The sequence below is a fragment of the Pararhizobium sp. LjRoot235 genome (assembly GCF_964254145.1).
In the GTDB taxonomy this organism is placed as follows: Bacteria; Pseudomonadota; Alphaproteobacteria; order Rhizobiales; family Rhizobiaceae; genus Pararhizobium.
In genome coordinates this window covers 4,123,671-4,145,364 of sequence record NZ_CAXUSP020000001.1, presented here as the reverse complement: position 1 = coordinate 4,145,364, position 21,694 = coordinate 4,123,671, and the positions used below count along the sequence as shown (strand labels likewise).

Annotated in this window: 22 protein-coding genes; 17 read left to right on the top strand and 5 right to left on the bottom strand. The window is 61.0% G+C overall.

All coding sequences use genetic code 11. The features are described 5' to 3' along the window. Positions 1-79: 79 nt before the first annotated feature. From pyrF to ACSQ2Z_RS20370, 3 genes are all read left to right on the top strand, one after another. The gene (gene pyrF, locus ACSQ2Z_RS20380; protein ID WP_436082878.1) at positions 80-784 is read left to right on the top strand and encodes an orotidine-5'-phosphate decarboxylase; all 705 of its coding nucleotides are present in this window, start codon (positions 80-82) and stop codon (positions 782-784) included. A 238-nt stretch (positions 785-1,022) separates the two neighbouring features. Beyond that, complete coding sequence (locus ACSQ2Z_RS20375; RefSeq protein ID WP_436082877.1) at positions 1,023-1,310, top strand: DUF1330 domain-containing protein; 288 nt, start codon at positions 1,023-1,025, stop codon at positions 1,308-1,310. A 120-nt stretch (positions 1,311-1,430) separates the two neighbouring features. Beyond that, entirely contained in the window at positions 1,431-2,411 is a 981-nt protein-coding gene (locus ACSQ2Z_RS20370; RefSeq protein WP_436082876.1) for a complex I NDUFA9 subunit family protein, read from the top strand. Between the two features lie 119 nt (positions 2,412-2,530). Here ACSQ2Z_RS20370 and ACSQ2Z_RS20365 read toward each other — a convergent pair whose 3' ends face one another. Together ACSQ2Z_RS20365 and ACSQ2Z_RS20360 are read right to left on the bottom strand one after the other, a co-directional pair. Next, the gene (locus tag ACSQ2Z_RS20365; protein ID WP_436083148.1) at positions 2,531-2,851 is read right to left on the bottom strand and encodes a hypothetical protein; all 321 of its coding nucleotides are present in this window, start codon (positions 2,849-2,851) and stop codon (positions 2,531-2,533) included. Between the two features lie 61 nt (positions 2,852-2,912). Beyond that, positions 2,913-3,719: an undecaprenyl-diphosphate phosphatase gene (locus ACSQ2Z_RS20360; protein ID WP_436082875.1), complete on the bottom strand. Its 807-nt coding sequence runs from the start codon at positions 3,717-3,719 to the stop codon at positions 2,913-2,915. A 176-nt stretch (positions 3,720-3,895) separates the two neighbouring features. On the opposite strand from ACSQ2Z_RS20360, the gene ACSQ2Z_RS20355 reads away from it, so the two are divergent. The 10 genes from ACSQ2Z_RS20355 (at position 3,896) to ACSQ2Z_RS20310 (ending at position 15,871) form a co-directional block, all read left to right on the top strand. Then, on the top strand, positions 3,896-4,588 hold the full coding sequence (locus tag ACSQ2Z_RS20355; protein WP_436082874.1) for a glutathione S-transferase family protein: 693 nt from the start codon (positions 3,896-3,898) through the stop codon (positions 4,586-4,588). A gap of 66 nt (positions 4,589-4,654) precedes the next feature. Further along, positions 4,655-5,815, top strand: a complete 1,161-nt coding sequence (queG, locus tag ACSQ2Z_RS20350) for a tRNA epoxyqueuosine(34) reductase QueG (protein ID WP_436083142.1) — start codon at positions 4,655-4,657, stop codon at positions 5,813-5,815. Further along, positions 5,815-6,687: an SDR family oxidoreductase gene (locus ACSQ2Z_RS20345; protein ID WP_436082873.1), complete on the top strand. Its 873-nt coding sequence runs from the start codon at positions 5,815-5,817 to the stop codon at positions 6,685-6,687. The genes queG and ACSQ2Z_RS20345 overlap by 1 nt, the downstream gene beginning before the upstream one ends. 505 nt (positions 6,688-7,192) lie before the next feature. Continuing rightward, entirely contained in the window at positions 7,193-7,516 is a 324-nt protein-coding gene (locus tag ACSQ2Z_RS20340) for a septal ring lytic transglycosylase RlpA family protein (protein ID WP_436083141.1), read from the top strand. Positions 7,517-7,701: 185 nt separating this feature from the next. Further along, positions 7,702-8,991: an RsmB/NOP family class I SAM-dependent RNA methyltransferase gene (locus ACSQ2Z_RS20335; protein ID WP_436082872.1), complete on the top strand. Its 1,290-nt coding sequence runs from the start codon at positions 7,702-7,704 to the stop codon at positions 8,989-8,991. A gap of 211 nt (positions 8,992-9,202) precedes the next feature. Continuing rightward, positions 9,203-10,483, top strand: a complete 1,281-nt coding sequence (locus tag ACSQ2Z_RS20330; RefSeq protein ID WP_436082871.1) for an imelysin family protein — start codon at positions 9,203-9,205, stop codon at positions 10,481-10,483. Positions 10,484-10,533: 50 nt separating this feature from the next. Next, on the top strand, positions 10,534-12,354 hold the full coding sequence (locus ACSQ2Z_RS20325; RefSeq protein ID WP_436082870.1) for a di-heme oxidoredictase family protein: 1,821 nt from the start codon (positions 10,534-10,536) through the stop codon (positions 12,352-12,354). After that, positions 12,354-13,484: an imelysin family protein gene (locus ACSQ2Z_RS20320; protein ID WP_436082869.1), complete on the top strand. Its 1,131-nt coding sequence runs from the start codon at positions 12,354-12,356 to the stop codon at positions 13,482-13,484. Before ACSQ2Z_RS20325 ends, ACSQ2Z_RS20320 begins: the two co-directional genes overlap by 1 nt. A gap of 227 nt (positions 13,485-13,711) precedes the next feature. Continuing rightward, positions 13,712-14,698, top strand: coding sequence for a magnesium transporter CorA family protein (locus ACSQ2Z_RS20315; RefSeq protein ID WP_436082868.1), 987 nt, complete (start codon positions 13,712-13,714; stop codon positions 14,696-14,698). Positions 14,699-14,767: 69 nt separating this feature from the next. Then, complete coding sequence (locus tag ACSQ2Z_RS20310; protein ID WP_436082867.1) at positions 14,768-15,871, top strand: DUF1513 domain-containing protein; 1,104 nt, start codon at positions 14,768-14,770, stop codon at positions 15,869-15,871. Positions 15,872-15,877: 6 nt separating this feature from the next. On the opposite strand, the gene ACSQ2Z_RS20305 is transcribed toward ACSQ2Z_RS20310, so the two are convergent. Continuing rightward, positions 15,878-16,651: an N-acetyltransferase family protein gene (locus ACSQ2Z_RS20305; protein WP_436082866.1), complete on the bottom strand. Its 774-nt coding sequence runs from the start codon at positions 16,649-16,651 to the stop codon at positions 15,878-15,880. 49 nt (positions 16,652-16,700) lie between these two features. On the opposite strand from ACSQ2Z_RS20305, the gene ACSQ2Z_RS20300 reads away from it, so the two are divergent. The 3 genes from ACSQ2Z_RS20300 to guaA all read left to right on the top strand — a co-directional run bounded on the left by ACSQ2Z_RS20300 (position 16,701) and on the right by guaA (position 19,394). After that, positions 16,701-17,087, top strand: a complete 387-nt coding sequence (locus ACSQ2Z_RS20300) for a PaaI family thioesterase (protein ID WP_436083140.1) — start codon at positions 16,701-16,703, stop codon at positions 17,085-17,087. Then, positions 17,084-17,722: a 5'-methylthioadenosine/S-adenosylhomocysteine nucleosidase gene (locus tag ACSQ2Z_RS20295; protein WP_436082865.1), complete on the top strand. Its 639-nt coding sequence runs from the start codon at positions 17,084-17,086 to the stop codon at positions 17,720-17,722. The genes ACSQ2Z_RS20300 and ACSQ2Z_RS20295 overlap by 4 nt, the downstream gene beginning before the upstream one ends. A gap of 109 nt (positions 17,723-17,831) precedes the next feature. Continuing rightward, on the top strand, positions 17,832-19,394 hold the full coding sequence (guaA, locus tag ACSQ2Z_RS20290; protein ID WP_436082864.1) for a glutamine-hydrolyzing GMP synthase: 1,563 nt from the start codon (positions 17,832-17,834) through the stop codon (positions 19,392-19,394). A 91-nt stretch (positions 19,395-19,485) separates the two neighbouring features. On the opposite strand, the gene ACSQ2Z_RS20285 is transcribed toward guaA, so the two are convergent. Both ACSQ2Z_RS20285 and ACSQ2Z_RS20280 read right to left on the bottom strand, forming a co-directional pair. Continuing rightward, entirely contained in the window at positions 19,486-19,986 is a 501-nt protein-coding gene (locus ACSQ2Z_RS20285; protein WP_436082863.1) for an Hsp20/alpha crystallin family protein, read from the bottom strand. Positions 19,987-20,121: 135 nt separating this feature from the next. Next, the gene (locus ACSQ2Z_RS20280) at positions 20,122-20,685 is read right to left on the bottom strand and encodes a methylated-DNA--[protein]-cysteine S-methyltransferase (RefSeq protein WP_436082862.1); all 564 of its coding nucleotides are present in this window, start codon (positions 20,683-20,685) and stop codon (positions 20,122-20,124) included. A gap of 378 nt (positions 20,686-21,063) precedes the next feature. On the opposite strand from ACSQ2Z_RS20280, the gene ACSQ2Z_RS20275 reads away from it, so the two are divergent. After that, positions 21,064-21,690 (top strand): 2'-5' RNA ligase family protein, encoded by a 627-nt coding sequence (locus ACSQ2Z_RS20275; protein WP_436082861.1) that lies wholly within the window; start codon positions 21,064-21,066, stop codon positions 21,688-21,690. Positions 21,691-21,694: the final 4 nt, after the last annotated feature.

The following is a 21,694-nucleotide window of genomic DNA, read 5'->3' as shown; positions in this document are numbered from 1 at the left end:
ATCTCTTTGCGTTTGCTCTTGCGGACTGGTCCGTTGCATGCGATTGGAGGCCGTTTGAGCTCTGGCAAGGATGGCAAGAATGACTGCAACCGCGCGCGACCGGCTGATCGTCGGCCTTGATGTCCCCACGATCGGCGAAGCCGAGACGATCGTCAAAACGCTGGGCGACGACGTGCTGTTTTATAAGATCGGCTATCAATTGGCCTTCGCCGGTGGGCTCGAATTTGCCCGCGATCTTGCCAGCCACGGCAAGAAGGTCTTCCTCGACATGAAGTTGCTTGATATCGACAATACGGTTGCCAAGGGTGTCGAGAACATCGTCAAGATGGGCATGTCGATGCTGACGCTGCACGCCTATCCGAAAGCGATGAAAGCGGCCGTCGAAGCTGCGCGCGGCTCCGACCTTTGCTTGCTTGGCGTCACCGTGCTGACCTCGATGGATGCGCAGGATGTCATTGACGCCGGCTACCAATTTGACCCGCAAGCCCTGGTACTTCGCCGCGCCGAACAGGCACGGGCGGCCGGAATGGGCGGCATCGTCTGCTCGGCCGAGGAAGCCTCTGCGGTCCGCAAGATCGTCGGGCCCGACATGGCAATCGTCACCCCCGGTATCCGGCCCGCCGGCAGCGACAAGGGCGACCAGAAGCGGGTGATGACACCTGCCGATGCGCTTGCCGCCGGATCAAGCCACCTCGTCGTCGCCCGCCCCATCGTCAAGGCCGCCGATCCAAGGGCTGCGGCGCTCGCCATTCTCGATGAAATGCGTGGCGCGCCGGCTGCATAACCAGTCAATCCAGTATCAGCGTCATGATAATGGCGGGAGCGCGATGTCTCCGCGCGGCAGATCCGAGTCTGATTGTGCTTGTATCTGCCCGTCGGAAAATGGGGAGTGTTTCCGGGGCTGGCAGCGCGTCCGCCGGCGCCGCCTCGAAGCGATCGCGCACCGGCCTTGACCGGTCAAGTGAATTGACGGAAGAAGCGGAAGCAATAGTGACGAGTTGCGATAAAAATAGGGAGCGGTCATGGCAAGAGGCTACTGGATTGCACGCGTCGATGTCCGCGATGCCGAGCGCTATAAGGATTATGTCGCGGCCGCAAAACCGGCTTTTGAAAAATACGGCGCTAAATTTCTGGCCCGCGGCGGTGCTTTCCAGCGTCTGGAGGGGGATGTCCGGTCCCGTAACGTGGTGATCGAGTTCCCGTCGCTACAGGCGGCGATCGATTGCTACAATTCGCCCGAGTACCAGATCGCGGCTGCGATCCGCCACGAGGTCGCGAGTGCTGAAATGGTGGTCGCCGAAGGCGTCTGAGCGGCGTCCCATGCTGCGGCGGAAAGCGGCAGAAAAGCCTTGGCGATGAGCCTTCCCGTCGCCCGATGATTGGGCTATGTAGCTCACATATACCATGCTGAAGATCAGGAGTGCCACGCCATGACCTTGTCCAACCTCCCCCCGCTCGTTACCGTTTTCGGCGGGTCCGGGTTTGTCGGCCGTCATGTCGTTCGTGCGCTCGCGAAACGCGGCTTCCGCATCCGCGTTGCCGTCCGCCGTCCGGATCTCGCCGGCTTCCTGCAGCCGCTCGGCAATGTCGGCCAGATTTCCCTGGTTCAGGCAAACCTGCGCTACCGCAATTCTGTCGATGCGGCGGTGCATGGTGCCGATCATGTCGTCAACTGCGTCGGCATCCTGTTTGAAAGCGGTCGCAACACCTTCGATGCGGTCCAGGATTTTGGCGCCCGTGCCGTGGCCGAGGCCGCGCGTGGCGTTGGTGCGACATTGACCCATATTTCCGCCATCGGCGCCGATGCCAATGGCGAATCCCTTTATGCGAAATCGAAAGGCCGGGCGGAAAAGGCGATCCTGGAGACCGTTCCCGAAGCGGTCATCCTGCGGCCGTCGATCATTTTCGGTCCAGAAGACAGTTTCTTCAACAAGTTCGCCAAGATGGCGCGTCTCTCGCCGGTCCTGCCGCTGGTCGGCGGCGGCAACACCGCATTTCAGCCGGTCTACGTCGCAGATGTCGCCGAAGCGGCTGCCAAGGCCGTCGAGGGCAAGGTTGCCAAGGGCAAGATCTATGAGCTCGGCGGCCCGGAAGTCCTGACTTTCAAGAACTGTCTCGAGCTCATGCTGAAGACCATCGGACGCAAGCGCACGCTGCTGCCGGTTCCCTTCGGCATTGCCTCGCTGATGGGGTCCGTTGCCTCGCTGGTGCCGTTCGTGGCGCCGCCGATCACGCCAGACCAGGTCATCCTGCTGAAGCGCGACAACGTCGTTTCCGATGGTGCGCAGACCGAAGGCCGCACGTTGCAGGCGTTCGGCATCGAGCCGACCTCGGTCGAAGCGATCCTGCCATCCTACATGGTGCGTTACCGTCCACAGGGACAGTATACGCGGTCCGGCGGCGCCGCCTGACCGCCCTGACTTGTCAAAATCGGGTTGAATAAAAACCGTCGGCGCGCCCGGCGGTTTCTTTTTGCCCGCCTCAAATCAAAGCGTTGCAGTTCTGCCGCACTTGAGAAAGCGATTGGTCTTTACCGTCGATTCAGCATCTGTTGATATTGATAACGGCTGGTCCAGCGCATAGACAACAGCCGCGCCGCGTCCTTCGTTTCAGGAGAGACCGGCGCCGTCATATCATCTTGAAAGGCATATTTTTCATGGGCAAGTCGATCGCAATTTTCTTTGCGTGCGCGGCACTTATCGTTCTGGCTGGATCTTTTGCTGCGCCGAAGACGGTCGCCAGCAATCACAGCTGCGCGCCGGCCTATGGCGTCGATCCGTGCACGACGGCCTCGATCGGCAAGTTGGCCGAATAAGAATTTCCGCCTCATTTTGAGGCGGCGCAGTTTCATGGCGGGGGCCAGGGGCCGCATGCAGTCTCGCAAGAGAGTGCATGCGGTTTTTTATTGCCATTCAGCCGACCAGCCAGAGACCGATGAGACCGGCCATGCCGATGACGATGCGCCAGAGGGCGAACGGCGCAAAGCCGCGACTGGAGACGAATTTCAAGAGCGAGCGCACGACGATCAGCGACGCCAAGAACGCGGCAAAGAAGCCGACGACGATCAGCGAAACGTCGTCGAAGTTCAGCGCGCTACGGTTCTTGTAGAGATCGAGCGTGAAGGCGCCGAGCATGGTGGGCATCGCGAGGAAGAAAGAGAACTCGGCGGCGGAACGCTTGTCGGTCCCCATCAGCAACGCGCCGGCGATGGTCGCACCCGAGCGGGACGTGCCGGGAACCATCGCCAGGCATTGGCAGAGCCCGATCTTCAGAGCGAGCGACGGCGGATAGTCCATGACGTCGTTATATCTCGGCTTCAGCGGCAAACGGTCGATCGCATAGAGGACGACACCACCGAAGATCAGCACGATGCAGATCAGTATCGGCGTTTCGAACAGCACGCTCTTGATGAAACTATGCGTCACGGCGCCGATCGCGGCAGCCGGCAGGAAGGCGAGAAGGATCGACAGGACGAATTGCCGTGCCTTGGCGCTCGAGGGCAGGTCGGCAGCGATCGACAGGAGACGCTGGAAATAAACGAGCAGGATCGCAAGGATCGCACCGAGCTGGATGAGTACGGCAAAGGTGTTACCGGGCGACTTGAAGCCGAGGAAATGCCCGGCAAGCAGCACATGCGCGGTCGAAGACACCGGAATGAATTCGGTCAGGCCTTCGATGAAGCCAAGAACCAGAGCGCTGATGATCGATTGATCGGCCATGAATTAAGTATCCCTGAAGCATTGGGGGTTAAGGTCTGGGACCCATCGAAGGGCATTGGCTGACGCGCTTGTGTTTGCGCCAGCAAGTTCCTATAGCTTTTTCAAACGTGCCGTGGCCAGATCAAACCGCCGCGACAAACCATCCCCCCAATCGAACTGACGAAACCCGATATCTCATGCCAACTCTCTACCACCACCCCATGTCCACCTCTTCCCGGTTCGTCCGCCTGATCCTTTCGGAATACGGCTATCAGACGGAACTGGCAGAGGAGCAGCCCTGGGGGAAGCGGCGTGACTTCCTGACGCTCAATCCCGCGGGCACTCTGCCGGTCTACGTCGACGACAGCATGCGGGCGCTCTGTGGCGCGACTGTGATTTCCGAATATCTCGATGAGACAAACGGTGTTCTGAAGCGCGACCGGAGGCTTCTGGCGGAAGACCCGTTCCAGCGCGCAGAAATCCGCCGGCTGGCAGAATGGTTCCTGCAGAAGATGGAGGCGGATGTCACGCGGCCGCTGGTCCGTGAACGCATTTTCAAGCTGCAGATGACGCCGGACCAAGGCGGCGGCGCACCCGATTCGAAGGTTCTTCGCACGTCGCGGTCCAACATTCGCCAGCATCTGAAATATCTGGGCTGGCTTGCCGGCTCGCGCACCTATCTCGCCGGCGATCGCCTGTCCTATGCGGATCTTGCCGCCGCCGCTGCAATCTCCGTGCTTGATTATCTCGGCGAGATCGATTGGGCGGAGGTTCCGGCGGTGAAGGATTGGTACCAGCGGCTGAAATCCCGGCCATCCTTCAGGCCGCTGTTAGCGGAGCGCGTGCGCGGCGTGACCCCAGTATCGCACTACGCTGATCTCGATTTTTAGGGCATGATACCGGGAACTGTGAATCAGTTTTCGGTCGATATCATGTGCCAGCAACAGGAGAACCCCGTGCCGGGCGATGCGCTCCATAAGGAGAAGCACGACAAGAGGCGCCGGACGCTCACCAGCTTCCTCAAGGACGAAGCCCGCGACAAAGGTTTCGACGTCTGCCGCGTAGCGCGTCCAGACTCCATTCCGCAGGCGCCGGATCGTCTCGCCGACTTTCTTGGCGAAGGATATCACGGCACGATGGACTGGATGGCGGAGACGGCCGACCGCCGCGCCGATCCCCGGGTGCTGTGGAGCGATGTGCGCTCCGTCGTGCTTTTCGGCATGAATTATGGGCCTGAGGAGGACCCGCGCTCGCTTCTTGAACGGCCCGATCGTGGGACCATTTCGGTTTATGCGCGCAACCGCGACTATCACGACGTCATCAAAGGCAAGCTCAAGGAAGTGGCGACGCGTTTTGCGGCAAGGGCAGGTGAGGACGTCAAAGTCTTCGTCGATACCGCCCCGGTGATGGAGAAGCCGCTGGCTGAGCAGGCGGGCCTCGGCTGGCAGGGCAAGCACACCAATCTCGTCAGCCGCGAATTCGGCTCCTGGCTGTTTCTCGGCAGCCTGTTCACCACGGCCGACCTTATGATCGACGAACCCGAACGGGATCATTGCGGCTCGTGCCGCGCCTGCCTTGATGTCTGCCCGACCAATGCCTTTCCGGCTCCTCACAAAATCGACGCGCGTCGCTGCATTTCCTATCTGACGATTGAGCACAAGGGGCCGATCGATCCGGCCTTGCGGTCTTTGATCGGCAACCGCATCTATGGCTGCGATGACTGTCTTGCCGTCTGTCCGTGGAACAAGTTCGCCACGACAGCCTCGGAAATGAAGCTGAAGGCACGCGAGGATTTGAGAGCGCCGTCTCTGTCCTTCCTTCTGACGCTCGATGATGCTTCATTCCGCGCATTTTTCTCCGGCTCGCCGGTCAAGCGCATCGGCCGCGACCGCTTCGTGCGCAACTGTCTGATCGCCGCCGGCAATTCCGGCGATGCGGGGCTGATTGATGTCTGCGCGGCCTTGTCGAAGGATATGTCGCCAACGGTGCGCGGCATGGCGGTCTGGGCGCTTTCACGATTGATGACGGCTGGCGATTTTGCGAATTTTGCGGCAAGACGGCAGAGCGAGTCGGACGCCGAGGTTCTCGCCGAATGGAAACTGGCAGGAGTTGTGTGATGCATGTTCTGATCCTGGGCGCCGGTTTTTCCGGCTCGGCCATTGCCAAGGCCTTTCTGCCCTTGGCGCAGTCGGTCACCGGAACGACGCGGTCGGAAGACAAGCTCGGCGGCCTTCGCGCGCTTGGCATCGATGCGCTTGTTTATGACGGCGTTAACATTTCGCCGGAGCTCGCCTCCGTGATGAGGCGGACGACGCACCTGCTCCAGTCCATCGCGCCGGGCCGTGAGGGCGATCCGATGATGCGCCCCGAAGCGCCACCGCTTGGCGAACTGATGCCGAACCTTGAATGGGCAGGCTATCTTTCGACGGTCGGCGTCTATGGTGATCATGGTGGCGCCTGGGTCACGGAGGAGACTTCATTGGAGCCGGTTTCCGCTCGCTCCGTGGAGCGTGTGGCGGCGGAGAAGGCCTGGCTTGCCTTTGGCCGCGACAACAATATCCCGGTCGCGGTACTGCGGCTTGCCGGTATCTACGGCCCCGGTCGCAATGCGTTCTGCAATCTCGAAGCCGGCACGGCGCGCCGCCTCATCAAGCCCAACCAGGTTTTCAACCGCATCCGGGTCGAGGATATCGCGGGCGCGGCACGCTTTCTGGCGGAGAAATCGATCGGTGGCATCTTCAACGTCACCGACAATGAGCCTGCGCCGCCGCAGGACGTCGTTGCCGAGGCTGCACGGCTGATGGGCGTCAGCCCGCCGCCTGAAATTCCCTTCGAGGAGGCCGAATTGTCTCCCATGGCGCGGTCGTTCTATGGCGAGAACAAACGCGTTTCGAATGCGCGCCTGCGCGATCTCGGCTTCGTGTTTCGCTTCCCCGACTATCGGATTTCGCTAGCGGAATTATGGAGTGGCGGACAATGGCGCGGATGATCTTTCAAGTATAGATGATTTCGAAAGACTATGGGTTTCTTCCGATAGATCTAAGAAACCAATGCTGAAATATTCGCGTTTCTCGGCGATTTTAATCTATCCAAATTGGCAAGAAAATTTGCGTTTTCTCTTTCAGGGATATGCAACCTTAGCGAGATATGGCGATTTTCTAGCTTTGAAACAGGCCAAATAAGGCACTTTTCAAAAATTTGAATCATTTTTTATATCCGGCCCAGGGTTGGGAGGTAGCCGCAAAGGCATTTTCAGATTAACGCCTGATTTCAAAGCATTTCTGCGGGAGTGTGACAGAATTTCAAAATTTCGTAATTTTAATTTTTTGTAGATCGTCAATATTTCCTAATGCAACGTTAAAGGTTGAGGCACTTTTTCGCCATTTTTTCCCCCGACAAGCGCATCTTTAGTGAGACTTAACTAAATTTCAAACGAGGGGTCGTCTTTGATCAAGACCAAATTCGCGTCTGCTGCATTGGCGGCAACTTTTGCCTTGGGGGCAACTCTCACATCGGTAACACCAAGCCACGCTGCAGGATCTGGCTGCGGCGGCGCATCCTGGTACGCGCTTTCCTCGCGCACCGCGTCCGGCGAACGGATGAACGCCAAATATCTGACGGCCGCTCATCGGAACCTCAAGTTCGGCACCAAGGTCGCCGTCACCAACAAGCGCAACGGCAAGACGGTTGTCGTCCGCATCAACGATCGTGGTCCTTTCATTCGCGGCCGCGTCATCGATCTTTCCAAGGCCGCCGCCTCCCACATCGGCATGATCAGTTCGGGAACCGCCAGCATCTGTTACCGCGTCGTCAGCTGACGTCCAAAACATGCCTGCCCGGTTTTCTTCCGGTCGGGTTTGATCCGGTATGTTCGGAAAGGGCGCTTCTGGCTCCCGTATCGGCCACGACCTCGCATCCAATCAGCAATCGTCACGCGCCGCCGCTTCCCGGCTTGCTCTTGGCGGCCATCACCGCTACCACGGCGGAAAATGGAGTTTGAAAGATGCGACTGGGTGGCAGGCTCGCCGGAGCCATTGAGGTTCTTGCCGATATTGAGGCGCGCAAGCGTCCCGTTGCCGATGCCCTCAAGGACTGGGGACTGGCACATCGTTTTGCCGGGTCGGGCGACCGTGCCGCGATCGGTAACATCGTCTACGACGCCCTGCGCATGAAACTTTCGCACACCTGGCTGATGGACAGCGACAGCGCCACGGCGCTCGGTCACGCGGTGATGTTTCGCCAGTGGGGCGTGTCGCCGGAGAAACTTGCCGCAGAATTGGAGGGCGACAAGTTTGCGCCTGAACCGCTCACGCAAGAGATGAAAGCGGCTTTCGCCAGCCGCAAGCTGGAAGACGCGCCCCTGCATGTGCAGGGCGATATTCCGGAATGGGTGCAGCCGTCCTTCGAGGAGAATTTTGCCGAAGACTGGCTCGCCGAGGCAAAGGCGCTGGCTGGGCGTCCTGCTCTTGATCTGCGCGCCAATACCCTGAAGGCTTCCCGTGAGAAGGTTTTGAAGGCGCTGGAGCGCAGCGGCGTCGAGCCAACGATGATTGCGCGCAACGGTATTCGCGTGCAGGCGGGCGAGGGGCCGTCGCGCCTGCCCAACGTCACAGCGGAGTTGTCCTTCCAGAAGGGCTGGTTCGAGGTTCAGGACGAAGGCTCGCAGATCGTGGCCGACCTGGTGATGCCGAAAGAAGGCGACCAAATTCTCGATTATTGCGCCGGAGGTGGTGGCAAGACACTGGCCATGGCGGCTGCCATGAACAACAAGGGCCAGGTGCACGCCTACGACACCGACCGCAAGCGGTTGGCGCCGATCATCGAGCGGTTGAAGCGAGCCGGCACGCGCAACGTCCAGGTCCACGACCGTCTGGAAGGCCTGACGCCGCTCATTGGCAAATGCGACCGGGTTCTCGTCGATGCGCCCTGCACCGGCACCGGCACCTGGCGCCGCCGGCCGGACACGAAATGGCGGCTGACGCGGAGGAATCTCGAGGAGCGCCTGGCGCAGCAGCAGGAAGCGCTTGCGGGCGCTGCCTCCTTCGTGCGCCCGGGCGGCCACCTCATCTACATCACCTGCTCGGTGCTGCCGGAAGAAAACGAGGCTCAGGTCTACAATTTCTGCGAGCACAATCCGGAATTCGAAATCCTGTCCGGCGCCGATGCCTGGGCAGGTCTGTTCGGTACCGACAAGCCGCAACCCTGGTCTGCCGACATGAAGACGGTGACGCTGACCCCGGCCTCCACCGGCACAGACGGCTTCTTCTTCTGCCTGATGGGCCGTAAGGCCTGAACGTGGATATTGGTTTCTCGCACCCGCTGCGATGAGCCCTCGTCCTCTCCCATACTGAAAACGTTCTAAACTATACACTTTGACACAAGTTTTGTTTTGGTTCATGAAAACCGGGCTGAACAGCCACGTCCTATTTCGGTCCGCGCGACTGTGCGACCGGGCACCGGGCGCGGGGAACACCGAATTCATTCGGAAAATACCAGGAGAGGTCATGACCACATCATTCCTTCGGAGCGCCGCGCTGGCGTTTGCAACCGCAACGTCGATGCTTGCGCTGCAGCCGGCCCAGGCTGCGATCGACGCAGCCGCCGTCGTCAAGCACTATGCCGAGGTGGCATACGCCAAATATTCCGACGCTCTTACGACCGCAGAAGCGCTCGACAAGGCCGTTGAGGCGCTGATCGCGACACCGAGCGAAGCAACGCTGAAGGCGGCTCGCGAGGCCTGGCTTGCGGCCCGCAACCCCTATCAGGAAACCGAAGTCTACCGGTTCGGCAACCCGATCGTCGATGACTGGGAAGGCAAGGTCAACGCCTGGCCGCTGGACGAGGGCCTGATCGATTATGTCGATCCGAGCTACGGCGCCGAAAGCGACGAGAACGCGCTGTTCACCGCCAACGTTGTCGCCAACAAGACGATCAAGATCGACGGCAAGGACGTGGACGCAACCAGCATTACGCCGGAATTCCTGTCGAGCACGCTGCAGGAAGCAGGCGGCATCGAGGCGAATGTCGCCACCGGCTACCACGCCATCGAATTTCTGCTCTGGGGCCAGGACCTGAACGGCACCGGCAAGGGCGCCGGCAACCGGTCCTACACGGATTATGACACGAAGACCTGCACCAACGGCAATTGCGATCGCCGCGCCGCCTATCTGAAGGCCGCCAGCGACTTGCTTGTTTCCGACCTCAAGGACATGGTCGCCAACTGGGCGCCGGATGGTGCCGCCATGAAGAATGTCGAAGGCGACGCCAAGGCCGGCGTTGCGGCGATCCTGACCGGCATGGGCTCGCTCTCCTATGGCGAATTGGCCGGTGAGCGCATGAAGCTTGGCCTCCTGCTGCACGATCCGGAAGAAGAGCATGATTGCTTCTCCGACAACACCTACAACTCGCATCTGCACGATGCGATCGGCATCCAGGCCGCCTACACCGGCGAATATACGAAGGTTGACGGCGCCAAGTTGACCGGCCCTTCGCTCTCCGAACTCGTCGCCGCCAAGGATCCGGCGCTCGACAAGGAGATGAAGGAAAAGCTGGCATCAACGATCACTGCGATGGAAGCGATGGCCAAGCGTGGGCAGACCGTCGAGGCCTACGACCAGATGATCGCCGAGGGCAACACCGAGGGCAACGCCGTCGTCCAGGCCGCCATCGATGGCCTCGTCGCACAGGCAAAAACGGTAGAGCGCGTCATTGCGTCGCTGGATCTCGGCACGATCGAGCTTGAAGGTTCAGACAGCCTGGATAATCCTAACGCTGTCTTCCAATGAAAACGCAAAGGCGGGCCGCCGCTTCTGGTGTGCGGCCCGGTTTTTTCTGAATGCCTGTTTGGCTCGCCCGACGTGTGATTTTGCCGCCTGCCGCTGCGCTTTTGCTAGCGGCGGGCGGTTTTTCCATTTTTGACGAGAAGGGGATGGCATCGAGGGCGGCATACCCCCCTCTGTCACTGCGTGACATCGCCCCCTCAAGGGGCAGGGCCGTCCCATATGGATCGAAGGCGCTTGCGACAAGCTCCCTCTTCTCCCCAGCGGGGAGAAGCGCCGAGCGTATGCGAGGCGATGAGGGGGGCTTCTCGGCGATTTGGGTGCCAGCCGCCCCCTCATCCGGCGCATCGCGCCACCTTTTCCCCGCCGGGGAGAAGAGGGAGCGAGCCGGCAATGCGCCGGCCACCGAAAGCGCTCCGATTGGCGCTTTTTTCAGCCAAGCGCGCGACGATCTTTCCGAGGCCGACCAAATCCGTGTTGAGGACGTAATCCGCCCCGCCACCGATTTTTCCAAAGCCGAAAAATTCGAAGCGATGTCGGGTGGTGCGGGCACGTCCATCGCCTCGGTCAATCAGGACAGCTTCTCGCAGTTCTCGGCCAATATCACCTTTGCCGAGGAAGAGACGTTCAAGCTCGGCAATGCGCTGTTCCGCAAGCTCTGGGTCTCTTCACCCTCATCGACGCAGGCTTCGGATGGTCTCGGGCCGCTCTATAATGCCCGTGCTTGCCAGACCTGCCATCTGAAGGACGGGCGAGGGCACCCGCCGGAAGGGTCGGCCGACGCGACCTCGATGTTCCTGCGTCTTGCCCGAGCGCCGAAGACCGCGGAGGAACAGGCGGCGATCGCGGCCCACGAGGTGCTGAATTTTCCGGATCCCGTTTACGGCACGCAGTTGCAAGACAGCGCCGTGCCCGGTCTTCCCGCTGAAGGCCATATGAAGATCAGCTATACGGAGACCCCGGTGATGCTGGCGGGCGGTGAAACGGTTTTCCTGCGCAAGCCGCATTATTCGATCGATAAGCCGGGTTATGGTGCCCTTGATGAAGCGACCACGCTGTCGCCCCGCGTGACGCAGGCGATGGGTGGGCTGGGGCTCGTGGAAGCCATTCACTCCGCCGATATGCTGACGAATGCGGATCCGGACGACAAGAATGGCGACGGCATCAGTGGCAAGCCGGCCGTGGTGCGTGATCCGGCCTCCGGCAAACTCACCCTCGGCCGCTTCGGCTGGAAAGCACAGAGCGCCACGGTGCGCCAGCAGAGCGCCGGCGCGCTGGCGGGGGACATCGGTATCTCGTCTCCGGATGCGAAGCGCAGCCATGGCGATTGCATGGCAGCACAAACCGCCTGTCTCGCCCTGGCCGACGGCGTACAGCCGAGGCTGGGCGATACAGAAGCGCCAGGGCCGGTCCTTGATCTCCTAACCTTCTACTCGGAGAATCTTGCTGTCCCGGCGCGCCGCAAGGCAAGTTTTGCAGAAACGCTGGCGGGAAAGAAGGTTTTCTATGAAACCGGCTGCATTTCCTGTCATGTGCCGAAATTCGTGACCCGTCGCGATGCCGCCAACAAGGCGCATGCCTTCCAGTTGATCTGGCCCTATTCCGACTTCTTGCTGCATGACATGGGCGACGGCCTTGCCGACGGCCAGCAAGTGGGCGAGGCTTCGGGCAGCGAATGGCGCACGCCGCCGCTCTGGGGTATCGGATTGACCAAGACGGTGAGCGGCCACACGTTCTTCCTTCATGACGGACGTGCCCGAAATCTGACCGAAGCCATTCTCTGGCACGCCGGCGAGGCGGCAAAGGCCCGCGACCGGTTTGCCGCACTGGAAAAAGCCGATAGACAAGCCCTGATGACATTTCTGGAGTCTCTTTGATGCGCCACCGGCTTCCTCTGCTTCTCTGCCTCGGCCTTGCCGTCCTGTCGCTGCCCGTCATGGCCGAGGATGTGGATAAGGCGGCGCCGCCACGCGCCGGACTCAAGCTGGAGGCGGTGCCGGGTGTCATGCAGAAGGCCGTCGACGATTTCATCCGGCCCGGCTACCGTGACCTGATGGAGGGCACAGAATCGCTTGCCGAAGCGGCCCATGTGCTGTGCGACAAGCCATCCGAGGAGACGCTCGGTGACGTGCAGATGACCTTCGACGAGGTGATCCAGCAATGGTCGACGATCGAGATCGTCCGTGTCGGGCCGGTCATCGAAGGCAACCGGTTCGAGCGGTTCCTGTTTTTTCCGGATCGCAAGAGCACCGGCCTGAAGCAGGTCCAGCGCATTCTGGCGACAAGTGACGAAACGGCGACCTCGGCCGAGACCCTCAAGGGCAAGAGCGTTGCTGCGCAGGGTCTCGGCGCACTGGAATATGTTCTCTACGGCACGGGCGCGGAGGTTCTGACCTCGGAAAAGAACGGGTTCCGCTGCCGCTATGGTGCGGCGATCGCCGACAATCTGAAGTCCGTTGCCGCCGAGCTTTATGCCGAATGGGAAAAACCGGATGGCATCCAGTCGGCCTGGAAGGCGCCCGGTCCGGACAATCCACTTTATCGCGACGGCAAGGAAGCCGCGACCGAACTGCTCGGCATCCTCGTCCACGGCGTCGAAAGCATCCGCGATCAGCGCCTGCGGCCGTTCTATGCGGGCATCATCAAGGGCGAGCCGGACAAGGGACATCCGAGGCTGGCGATCTATTGGCGCTCGGGCAACACCATGCCGGCGCTCTCGGCGAATTTCATGGCGCTGCAGACGCTGTTCAACACGGCCGACATGCAGGCGCTGCTGCCCGACGACCGGCGCTCCATGGTGCGCGCCATCAACTATGTCCTGCAAGCCATCGTCGACGATGCCGACCAGATCGATCTGCCGATCGAAGAGGCGATCGAAGACGAGGAGCAGCGCGGCAGGCTGAACCGCATCCTGCAGAATACCAATAACGTGCTGCAGCGCCTCAATCTCGATTTCGGCGGCGCCATCGGGCTGGGCGCCGGCTTCTCCTTCGCCGATGGCGACTGAGCGTCGCACCGCGGCCGACGCGGGCCTGCAAGCCCTTGAAACCGGTTGACAAAAACCGAACACAGGCGCAAAGCGTCACCTGTGTTCCACCCGCGAACACGGCCAAATAAGGATCAACGGATCATGAACCCCGACAGTCGAAGTACCGCTTCGATTTTGCCGACCGTCAGGCCCTGGTAACGAGGGGTCCGCTGGCGGTCGACAGACTTGCCAGAATGGAACCCGATATGCTGCGCATCTACAAAAGCCAGGACAATCACTTCGCCCTGCTCGACGCCGCGGACCTGGCTGAAACCACACCGGTCGTCTGGTTCGACTTGTTCAACCCCGCCCAGGACGAGACCCGTATCGTCGAACAGCATCTCGGCATCGAAATCCCGACGCGGGACGAAATGCAGGAGATCGAACTGTCCGACCGCCTTTATCAGGAAGATGGCGCCGAGTTCATGACCATGACCGCGGCGACCGAGCTCGATGGCGATAGCCCCGTCAAGGTACCGGTCACCTTCATCCTGAAAGGGGCAACGCTGGTCACGGTTCGCCATGCCGATCCGAAGCCGTTCCATCTTTATGCCACGCGCATGCAGCGCCCCAACGGCGTCTCCTGCGAGAGCGGCGAATTGGCCATGCTGGGACTTCTGGAAGCCATGATCGACCGTACGGCCGATGCGCTGGAGCGCATTGGCAACGAGGTCGACGGCATCTCGCGGGAGGTGTTCCGCAAGAACAATTCCAGCGTCACGAAGAAGACCCGCGACCTGCAGTCGCTGATCGAGCAGATTGGCCAGAAAGGAGATTTCCTGAGCGTCATCCGCGAAAGCCTCGTCAGTGTTGGCCGGCTCGTTGCCTATCACACGGCGCTCGATGGGATCGGCACCCGCAAGGCGATCAAGGAAAGCCGCCAGCGGGTCAAGCTGATCCAGCGCGATGCGACCTCGCTTGGTGATCACGCCCTGTTTCTGTCGAACAAGATCAACTTCCTGCTCGATGCGACGCTTGGGTTGATCAATCTCGAGCAGAACCAGATCATCAAGATATTCTCCGTCGCCGCCGTCGTCTTCCTGCCGCCGACCTTGGTGGCTTCGATCTACGGCATGAACTTCGATGTCATGCCGGAGTTGAAATTCGAGTTCGGCTATCCGGTGGCGCTGTTGATGATGGTACTGTCGGCCTTCCTGCCCTTCCTCTATTTCAAGCGGCGGGGTTGGCTTTAAGACGGCAACCCGATAGGCGATAAGTGTGTCGCGCCGCGCGTGCGGCACCGCTTCAACCGGCGTATTTTCATGAACCTCATCCAACGCAAATCCAGGGATATGATCGGCCGGCGCGCCTTCCTGACGATGGCGGGTGCAGCCTGGGCGGCGACGCTTGCGCCGAAGGTTGCCTTCGCGCTCTCAAGGACCGAGGCCGTCTATGCCTCCGGCTTCATGGCCCCTAACGGCACCTATGGCGTCGCCACGCTGAGCGAGAGGGGGGAAATCCTCGAGCGGGTGCCTCTGCCCGCGCGTGCCCACGGTATGACCTATTCGCCGGTCACCAACCGTGCCGTCGCCTTTGCCCGGCGGCCCGGCACCTATGCGCTGATCCTTGCACCGGATAATAGCATCGAGCCGATCGTCGTCACCTCGGTCGAGGGCCGGCATTTCTATGGCCATGGCTGCTTTTCGGCCGATGGGCGGGTGCTTTACGCGACGGAGAACGATTTCGCCGGCAATCGCGGCATGATCGGCGTCTATGACGGTACGAAAGATTTCGCCCGGATCGGCGAATTCCCGTCCTATGGCATCGGCCCGCACGACATGACGCTGTCGGCAGATGGCCGGATGCTCGTCGTCGCCAATGGCGGCATCGAGACACATCCGGATTTCGGCCGCATCAAACTCAACCTCGATCACATGGAGCCGTCTTTGGCGCTGATCGACACGCAAACGGGCGCGCTGATCGAGCGCCACACGATGCCGGATAACCTGCGTCAGCTGTCGACCCGGCATGTCGATATCGATGCCGACGGCCGAATCTGGTTCGCCTGCCAGTACGAGGGCGCCCGCAACGACCTGCCGCCGCTTGCCGGCTCCTTCTCGCGCGGTGAGGATATCCGCTTCCTGGAACTGCCGAAGGAAACGACGGTGGCGCTTGCCAACTATGTCGGTGCCATTGCGGTCAACCGGCGCGACGGACTGGTGGGGTTGACCTCGCCGAAGGGCGGCACCGCAGTCACGGTGGATGCGAAGACCGGGGTGGTCGTCAGGCAGGACAGCCTCTCCGATGCAGCCGGCATCGCCGCCGCCGCGCATGGCTTCATTACGTCATCCTACCGCGGCCAGTTCGGTGATGCGCAAAGCAAGGTCGCCTGGGACCAGCACATCGTCAAGGTCGGGAAACTCTGAAAGTGTTCACGATTGGCCATTGGCTCGTGGGACCAAGGCTTCAATATCCTCCCAGAGATAGGCGACCTGTTCATAACTCCGGTCTCCGACCCCGACCCCACTCGTTCCGATCGCTTTCGCGCCAAGCCGTTCATAAAACCGCCGGTTGGGATTGCCGGCGAGAACCCAGGCAAACAGGGACTTGGCCCCTTGCCCGGCGCATTGCGCTGCCACCGACCGCACCAAGGCAGCACCGATGCCGGCCTTCTGATGCTCGCTGCGGATATAGAGCGCGTAAAGTTCATGAATATGCGCTGGAACGCGGCCGCGCGACGGGCCGAAATTGGCGAAGCCGATGATGTTGCTCGTGGCAGGCTCGACCGCGACGAGATAATAGATACCCGGCACGCCCATCCGCCGCGCGAGGCGAATGGCCTCATCCTCGCGCGACATGCCGTCGAGAAAGGCATCCGCCAGCAGGCCGCGAAAGGTCGAGCGCCATGTATCGACGAGCACCCCGGCGATCGCGAAGATGTCATCGCCGGTGCCCGGCCGTATCTCGAAGGGCCTGTGTTCATCCATGCAATCGATATGGGGATTGCGGAGCGCATTGTCATGCCTGCGCCGGTTTGCGCTCTTGGCGTGCCCCCTCTCGCCGGGATCGCCTTCGCCCCGTTGCTCAACAGGTCGATTTTCCTCATCAATTGAGCTTGTCCTTGTTTTCCCGCCATGCAACTGTCCGTCCGCCCGGATATCGGGGCCGGCAAGGTCCATGATCAACGCAGACGATTGAGAGAACACGGTGGAATTTCGCGACCGCATCCGCAACAGTTTCGGCAGGCAGGCCGCCATGGCGACGATCGGCGCCGAGTTGACGCGGGTTGAGCAGGGCTCCGTCGAGATCGAGCTTCCGTTCGATGAGAAGCTGACGCAGCAGCATGGTTTCCTGCACGCCGGCATCATTTCCGCGGCGCTCGACGCCGCCGGCACCTACGCCGCCTATTCGGTCATCGATCCCGACGCTTCCATTCTCACCATCGAATTCAAGGTCAACCTGATGTCGCCCGGCCGCGGCGAGCGGTTCCTGTTTCGCGGCGAAGTGACGAAACCGGGCACGACGATTATCGTCTCCGACGGTCGCGGCTATGCGCTTTCCGCGGATGGACCAGCCAAGCTGATTGCTTCCATGACCGGCACGATGATGGTGATCCGCGGTCGCGAGGGAATTGAGGGATGACGTTCGAACTAAAGCATGTGGCGGGCAAGATGCTGCTCTACGTCATGGCCGTCGATGCGGAATATGGCATGCACCTGCGCGAACGCATTTCGCCGCTGATGACCGGCGTCGGTCCCGTCGAGGCTGCCGTGACGCTGACCCGAACGCTGTCGGAGTTGCGCGCCCGCAACAGCCTTCCCGCTCTCGTCATCTCGCTCGGCTCCGCCGGTTCCGCGCGATTGGAGCAGGCCGAAGTCTATCAAGCGACTTCGGTTGCCTATCGCGACATGGACGCCTCGCCGCTCGGTTTTGAAAAGGGCGCCACACCTTTCCTCGACCTTCCGGTCACCGTCGATCTGCCGCTGCGTATTCCCGGTGTGAAACAGGCCAGCCTCTCGACCGGCGCCGATATCGTTTCCGGCGCGGCCTATGAGACGATCGCGGCCGACATGGTCGAGATGGAGACTTTCGCCATCCTGCGCGCCTGCCAATCCTTTGGTGTTCCCCTGATCGGCTTACGCGGCATTTCCGACGGCAAGGCCGAGCTGAAACATGTCGGCGACTGGACCGAATATCTGCACGTCATCGACGAGAAGCTCGCCGCCGTTGTCGATGCGGTGGAAAATGCCGTCGAAACGGGCGAAATCGCCGTCTGACGGCGCAAAATTGTCGGGGTGCAATGTAATCGTTGCGCTCGGCGCCGCCTTTATTTAAAGGCTCGCCATAGTTCCCCATCAGATGATCCCAAGCCAGCGGAAGCGCGTCATGACAGCGACAGTCCATCCCGATACCGTTCTCATCATCGATTTCGGCAGCCAGGTCACGCAGCTGATCGCGCGGCGCGTTCGCGAAACCGGCGTCTATTGCGAGATCGTGCCCTTCCAGTCCGCTGACGAGGGCTTCAAGCGGCTGAACCCGAAAGCGATCATCCTGTCGGGCAGCCCGGCCTCGACGCTCGATATCGGCTCGCCGCGCGCGCCGCAGGTGGTGTTCGACAGTGGCCTGCCGGTTCTCGGCATCTGCTACGGCCAGCAGACCATGTGCGAGCAGCTCGGCGGCAAGGTCGAGGCCGGCCATCACCGCGAATTCGGCCGCGCCTTCATCGAGATCGACAAGGAATGCGCGCTCTATGACGGCATCTGGACCTTAGGCTCCCGCCACCAGGTCTGGATGAGCCACGGGGACCGCGTGACGGCGATCCCGGCCGGCTTTGAAGTCGTCGCCACCTCGCCGAACGCGCCGTTTGCCTTCATCGCCAACGAGGCGAAAAAATTCTACGCCGTGCAGTTTCATCCTGAAGTCGTGCATACGCCGGATGGCGCCAAGCTGCTTGCCAATTTCGTCCACAAGATCGCCGACCTGAAGGGCGACTGGTCGATGGCCGCCTATCGCGACAAAGCCATTGCCGAAATCCGCAAGCAGGTGGGCGACAAGCGCGTCATCTGCGGCCTTTCCGGCGGCGTCGATAGCTCCGTCGCGGCTCTCCTGATCCACGAGGCGGTCGGCGACCAGCTGACCTGCATTCTCGTCGACCACGGCCTGATGCGCAAGAACGAGGCGGCCGACGTCGTCGCCATGTTCAAGGAGCACTACAACCTGCATCTGGTTCACGTCGACGCATCGGACCTGTTCATCAATGCGCTGGAAGGCGAGAGCGATCCGGAGACCAAGCGCAAGACCATCGGCCGGCTGTTCATCGATGTCTTCGAAGCGGAAGCCAAGAAGCTCGGCGGCGCCGAGTTCCTCGCGCAGGGCACGCTCTATCCGGATGTCATCGAGAGCGTCTCCTTCACCGGCGGTCCTTCGGTCACCATCAAGTCGCACCACAATGTCGGCGGCCTGCCGGCGCGCATGAACATGCAACTGGTCGAGCCGCTGCGCGAACTGTTCAAGGACGAAGTCCGCGTGCTCGGCAAGGAGCTCGGCCTGCCAGATAGCTTCATCGGCCGCCATCCGTTCCCGGGTCCGGGTCTTGCGATCCGCTGCCCGGGCGGTATCACCCGCGAAAAACTCGAAATCCTGCGCGAGGCCGATGCCATCTATCTCGATGAAATCCGCAAGGCCGGCCTCTACGACGCCATCTGGCAGGCGTTTGCCGTGCTCCTGCCCGTCCAGACCGTCGGTGTCATGGGCGATGGCCGCACCTACGAATTCGTCTGCGCCCTGCGCGCCGTCACCTCCGTCGACGGCATGACCGCGGATTTCTACCACTACGACATGGAATTCCTCGGCCGCGCCGCTACCCGCATTATCAACGAAGTCCGCGGCATCAACCGTGTCGTCTACGACGTCACGAGCAAGCCGCCCGGCACGATCGAGTGGGAATGATTTGAGGTCATTTTCGAGGCCGGCGAACCGGAGTGATCCTGGTTCAGTACCGGGCGCGTCACGCGCCCGGTAGGCTCGTCACAATCGGTGTTTAATGGTGGATCGCAATCCGCTTGGCACTTGCCTGCGCCTTTGCGGTCTTCGGTAGCGTTATCGAAAGAACACCGTTGTTGAACTTTGCGTCGACCTTGTCCTCTTCGACCTCGTGGCCGAGGGCGAGCCGTCGTTCAAAGCGTCCGTAGTAGCGCTCGCTGAACTGACGATCCTTGTCCTCGGTTTCCGATTTCCTTTCGCCGCGAATTACCAGGACGCCGTCGTCCAACGTGACCTCGATATCCTTCTCTTCGAGGCCGGGCACTTCAGCGATGACCCGCATTTCCTTGTCGTTCTCCGAGACTTCAACAGTCGGCCATGTGCCATTGCGCGTCATCATCTGGCCGAATGCCGAGGGCGTGTCGAAGCCGCGAAAGACCTCGTCGATCAGACGGTTGACGTTGCGGTGCAGCGACAGAAACGGATCCATGTCGCTGCCGCGAAAGACACTCGGAGCCTGGGTGCCACGGTTCCAGGGGATCAAATCACGTACACTCATTGTCCTTCCTTTCTCCTTTGTGACAGTGGTGGATAAGGTAAACGTATTTTAAACTGCTGGGTTCCCTCCGATCCACCGCGAAACCGACTTTATGTGCGTCGGCGATGGTGGCGGCGAATGGTCAGAGCGCGAGGGCTACAGCCCGAGCGATTGCTGTGCCGACTCCGGCGGCCTGAGATGGACCCCTTCCAGTTCCAACATCTGGACCTTGGCAGTCGCGCCGCCGGGCGCCGAAAAACCGCCCACCTTGCCGCCTGCAGCGAGCACCCGATGGCACGGGATGATCAACGGCACTGGATTCTGTGCCATGGCTTGCCCGACATCGCGCGCGGCTTCAGGGCCGGCGCCCAGTTCCTTCGCCAAGGTGCCGTAGGTTGTCGTATGACCCCAGCCGACGCGGCGCAGCGCGGCATAGATCTGCTTGAAGAATTCGTTCTGCCCGTCAAGATCGAGCCGGACATCTGAAAAATCGATCTTTTCGCCGTTGAAATAGCGTTTCGCCGCGGTGATGGCTTCGCTTACCGCCGCCAGCGGGGCGGCGCGCTCGGCGTCAGGCATACGGCGCAGGAGATTTCGCTGCGCTGCCTCGGCGCTGCGCGTCGGCAACTGAAAACGCACGACGCCGACGCTGTTCCAGGCGATGCCGCAGTAACCGCCAGCGGTGTCGAAGACGTGATATTTGGGCGCTATCCGGGCCATGCCGAACTCCTTTCAGGTCCTTCCCGCCGAGCGGTATGCGAGCGGCCCGTGAGTGTCACGCTGCGGCGCTCTCTCGCCTGCTTCTTCGCAACCAGCTTCAGCGCACCAGCGGCGAGGCGAGGTTTTTTGTAGATATAAACCATGCCCGATCCTCTTCCAGTCTCGTCCTTGATGCCACCCGTTTCTTGCGCAATGTACGCGGGATCGGATCAGGAAGCGCCTCGCTTGGCTACTCTGGAGAACTCAGCGATTTTCCCAAAAGCGAACATTCCTTGATTATGCCTCGATGAGAACGGATTCACAATGTTCTTGTTTTGTTCTTGATCTCCCGCGGGACTCGGCTATAATCGCGTCATTCAAAAAGAGATGAGGACTGCCATGCTTGGAAAAGCCGGGAATGAAGCCGTGCGTCGTGATCAGAAGTCGTTTGCGTTTGCAAATGGAGGCGTAGCGCGAAAGATCGATGATGCCGGGAAGTGCAATCTGTTTCTGGCAATCGTGCCCGAGCGCGACGTGGCGTTGCAGGCCGTCGAAATCGGCCGGGATGTGTCACAGCGCTGTGGGGGATCACCGAAGCTGCATCCGCACGAGTTCATGCATGTCTCACTGAATGCAGTTGGGAAATACGCCGATTTCCCGGAGGATCTTGTCGTTGCCGTGTCGGCGGCAATGGCCACGGTCAAGGCCGCGCCATTCGAAGTGACGTTCGACCGGGTCAGGCATGTCGCCAGCGCCAACGCGATCGTGCTCGGCAATGCCGTGCGCAGTGAGGAGATCATGGATCTGCATGTCCAACTGGCCAAGGAGATGTGGGCTGTCGGATTGACCTTCACCTACAATCCTCGCTTCACGCCGCACATGACGCTTTTCTGCGATGCGGCGTCTGTTCCCGAGCACAGGCTCGCCGCGCCGGTCAGCTGGATTGCGCGCGAGTTCGTTCTCATCCGCAGTTTTATCGGCAGGGGCGAATACGAACCTATCGACCGCTGGCCGCTTCTGGACTGAGGCC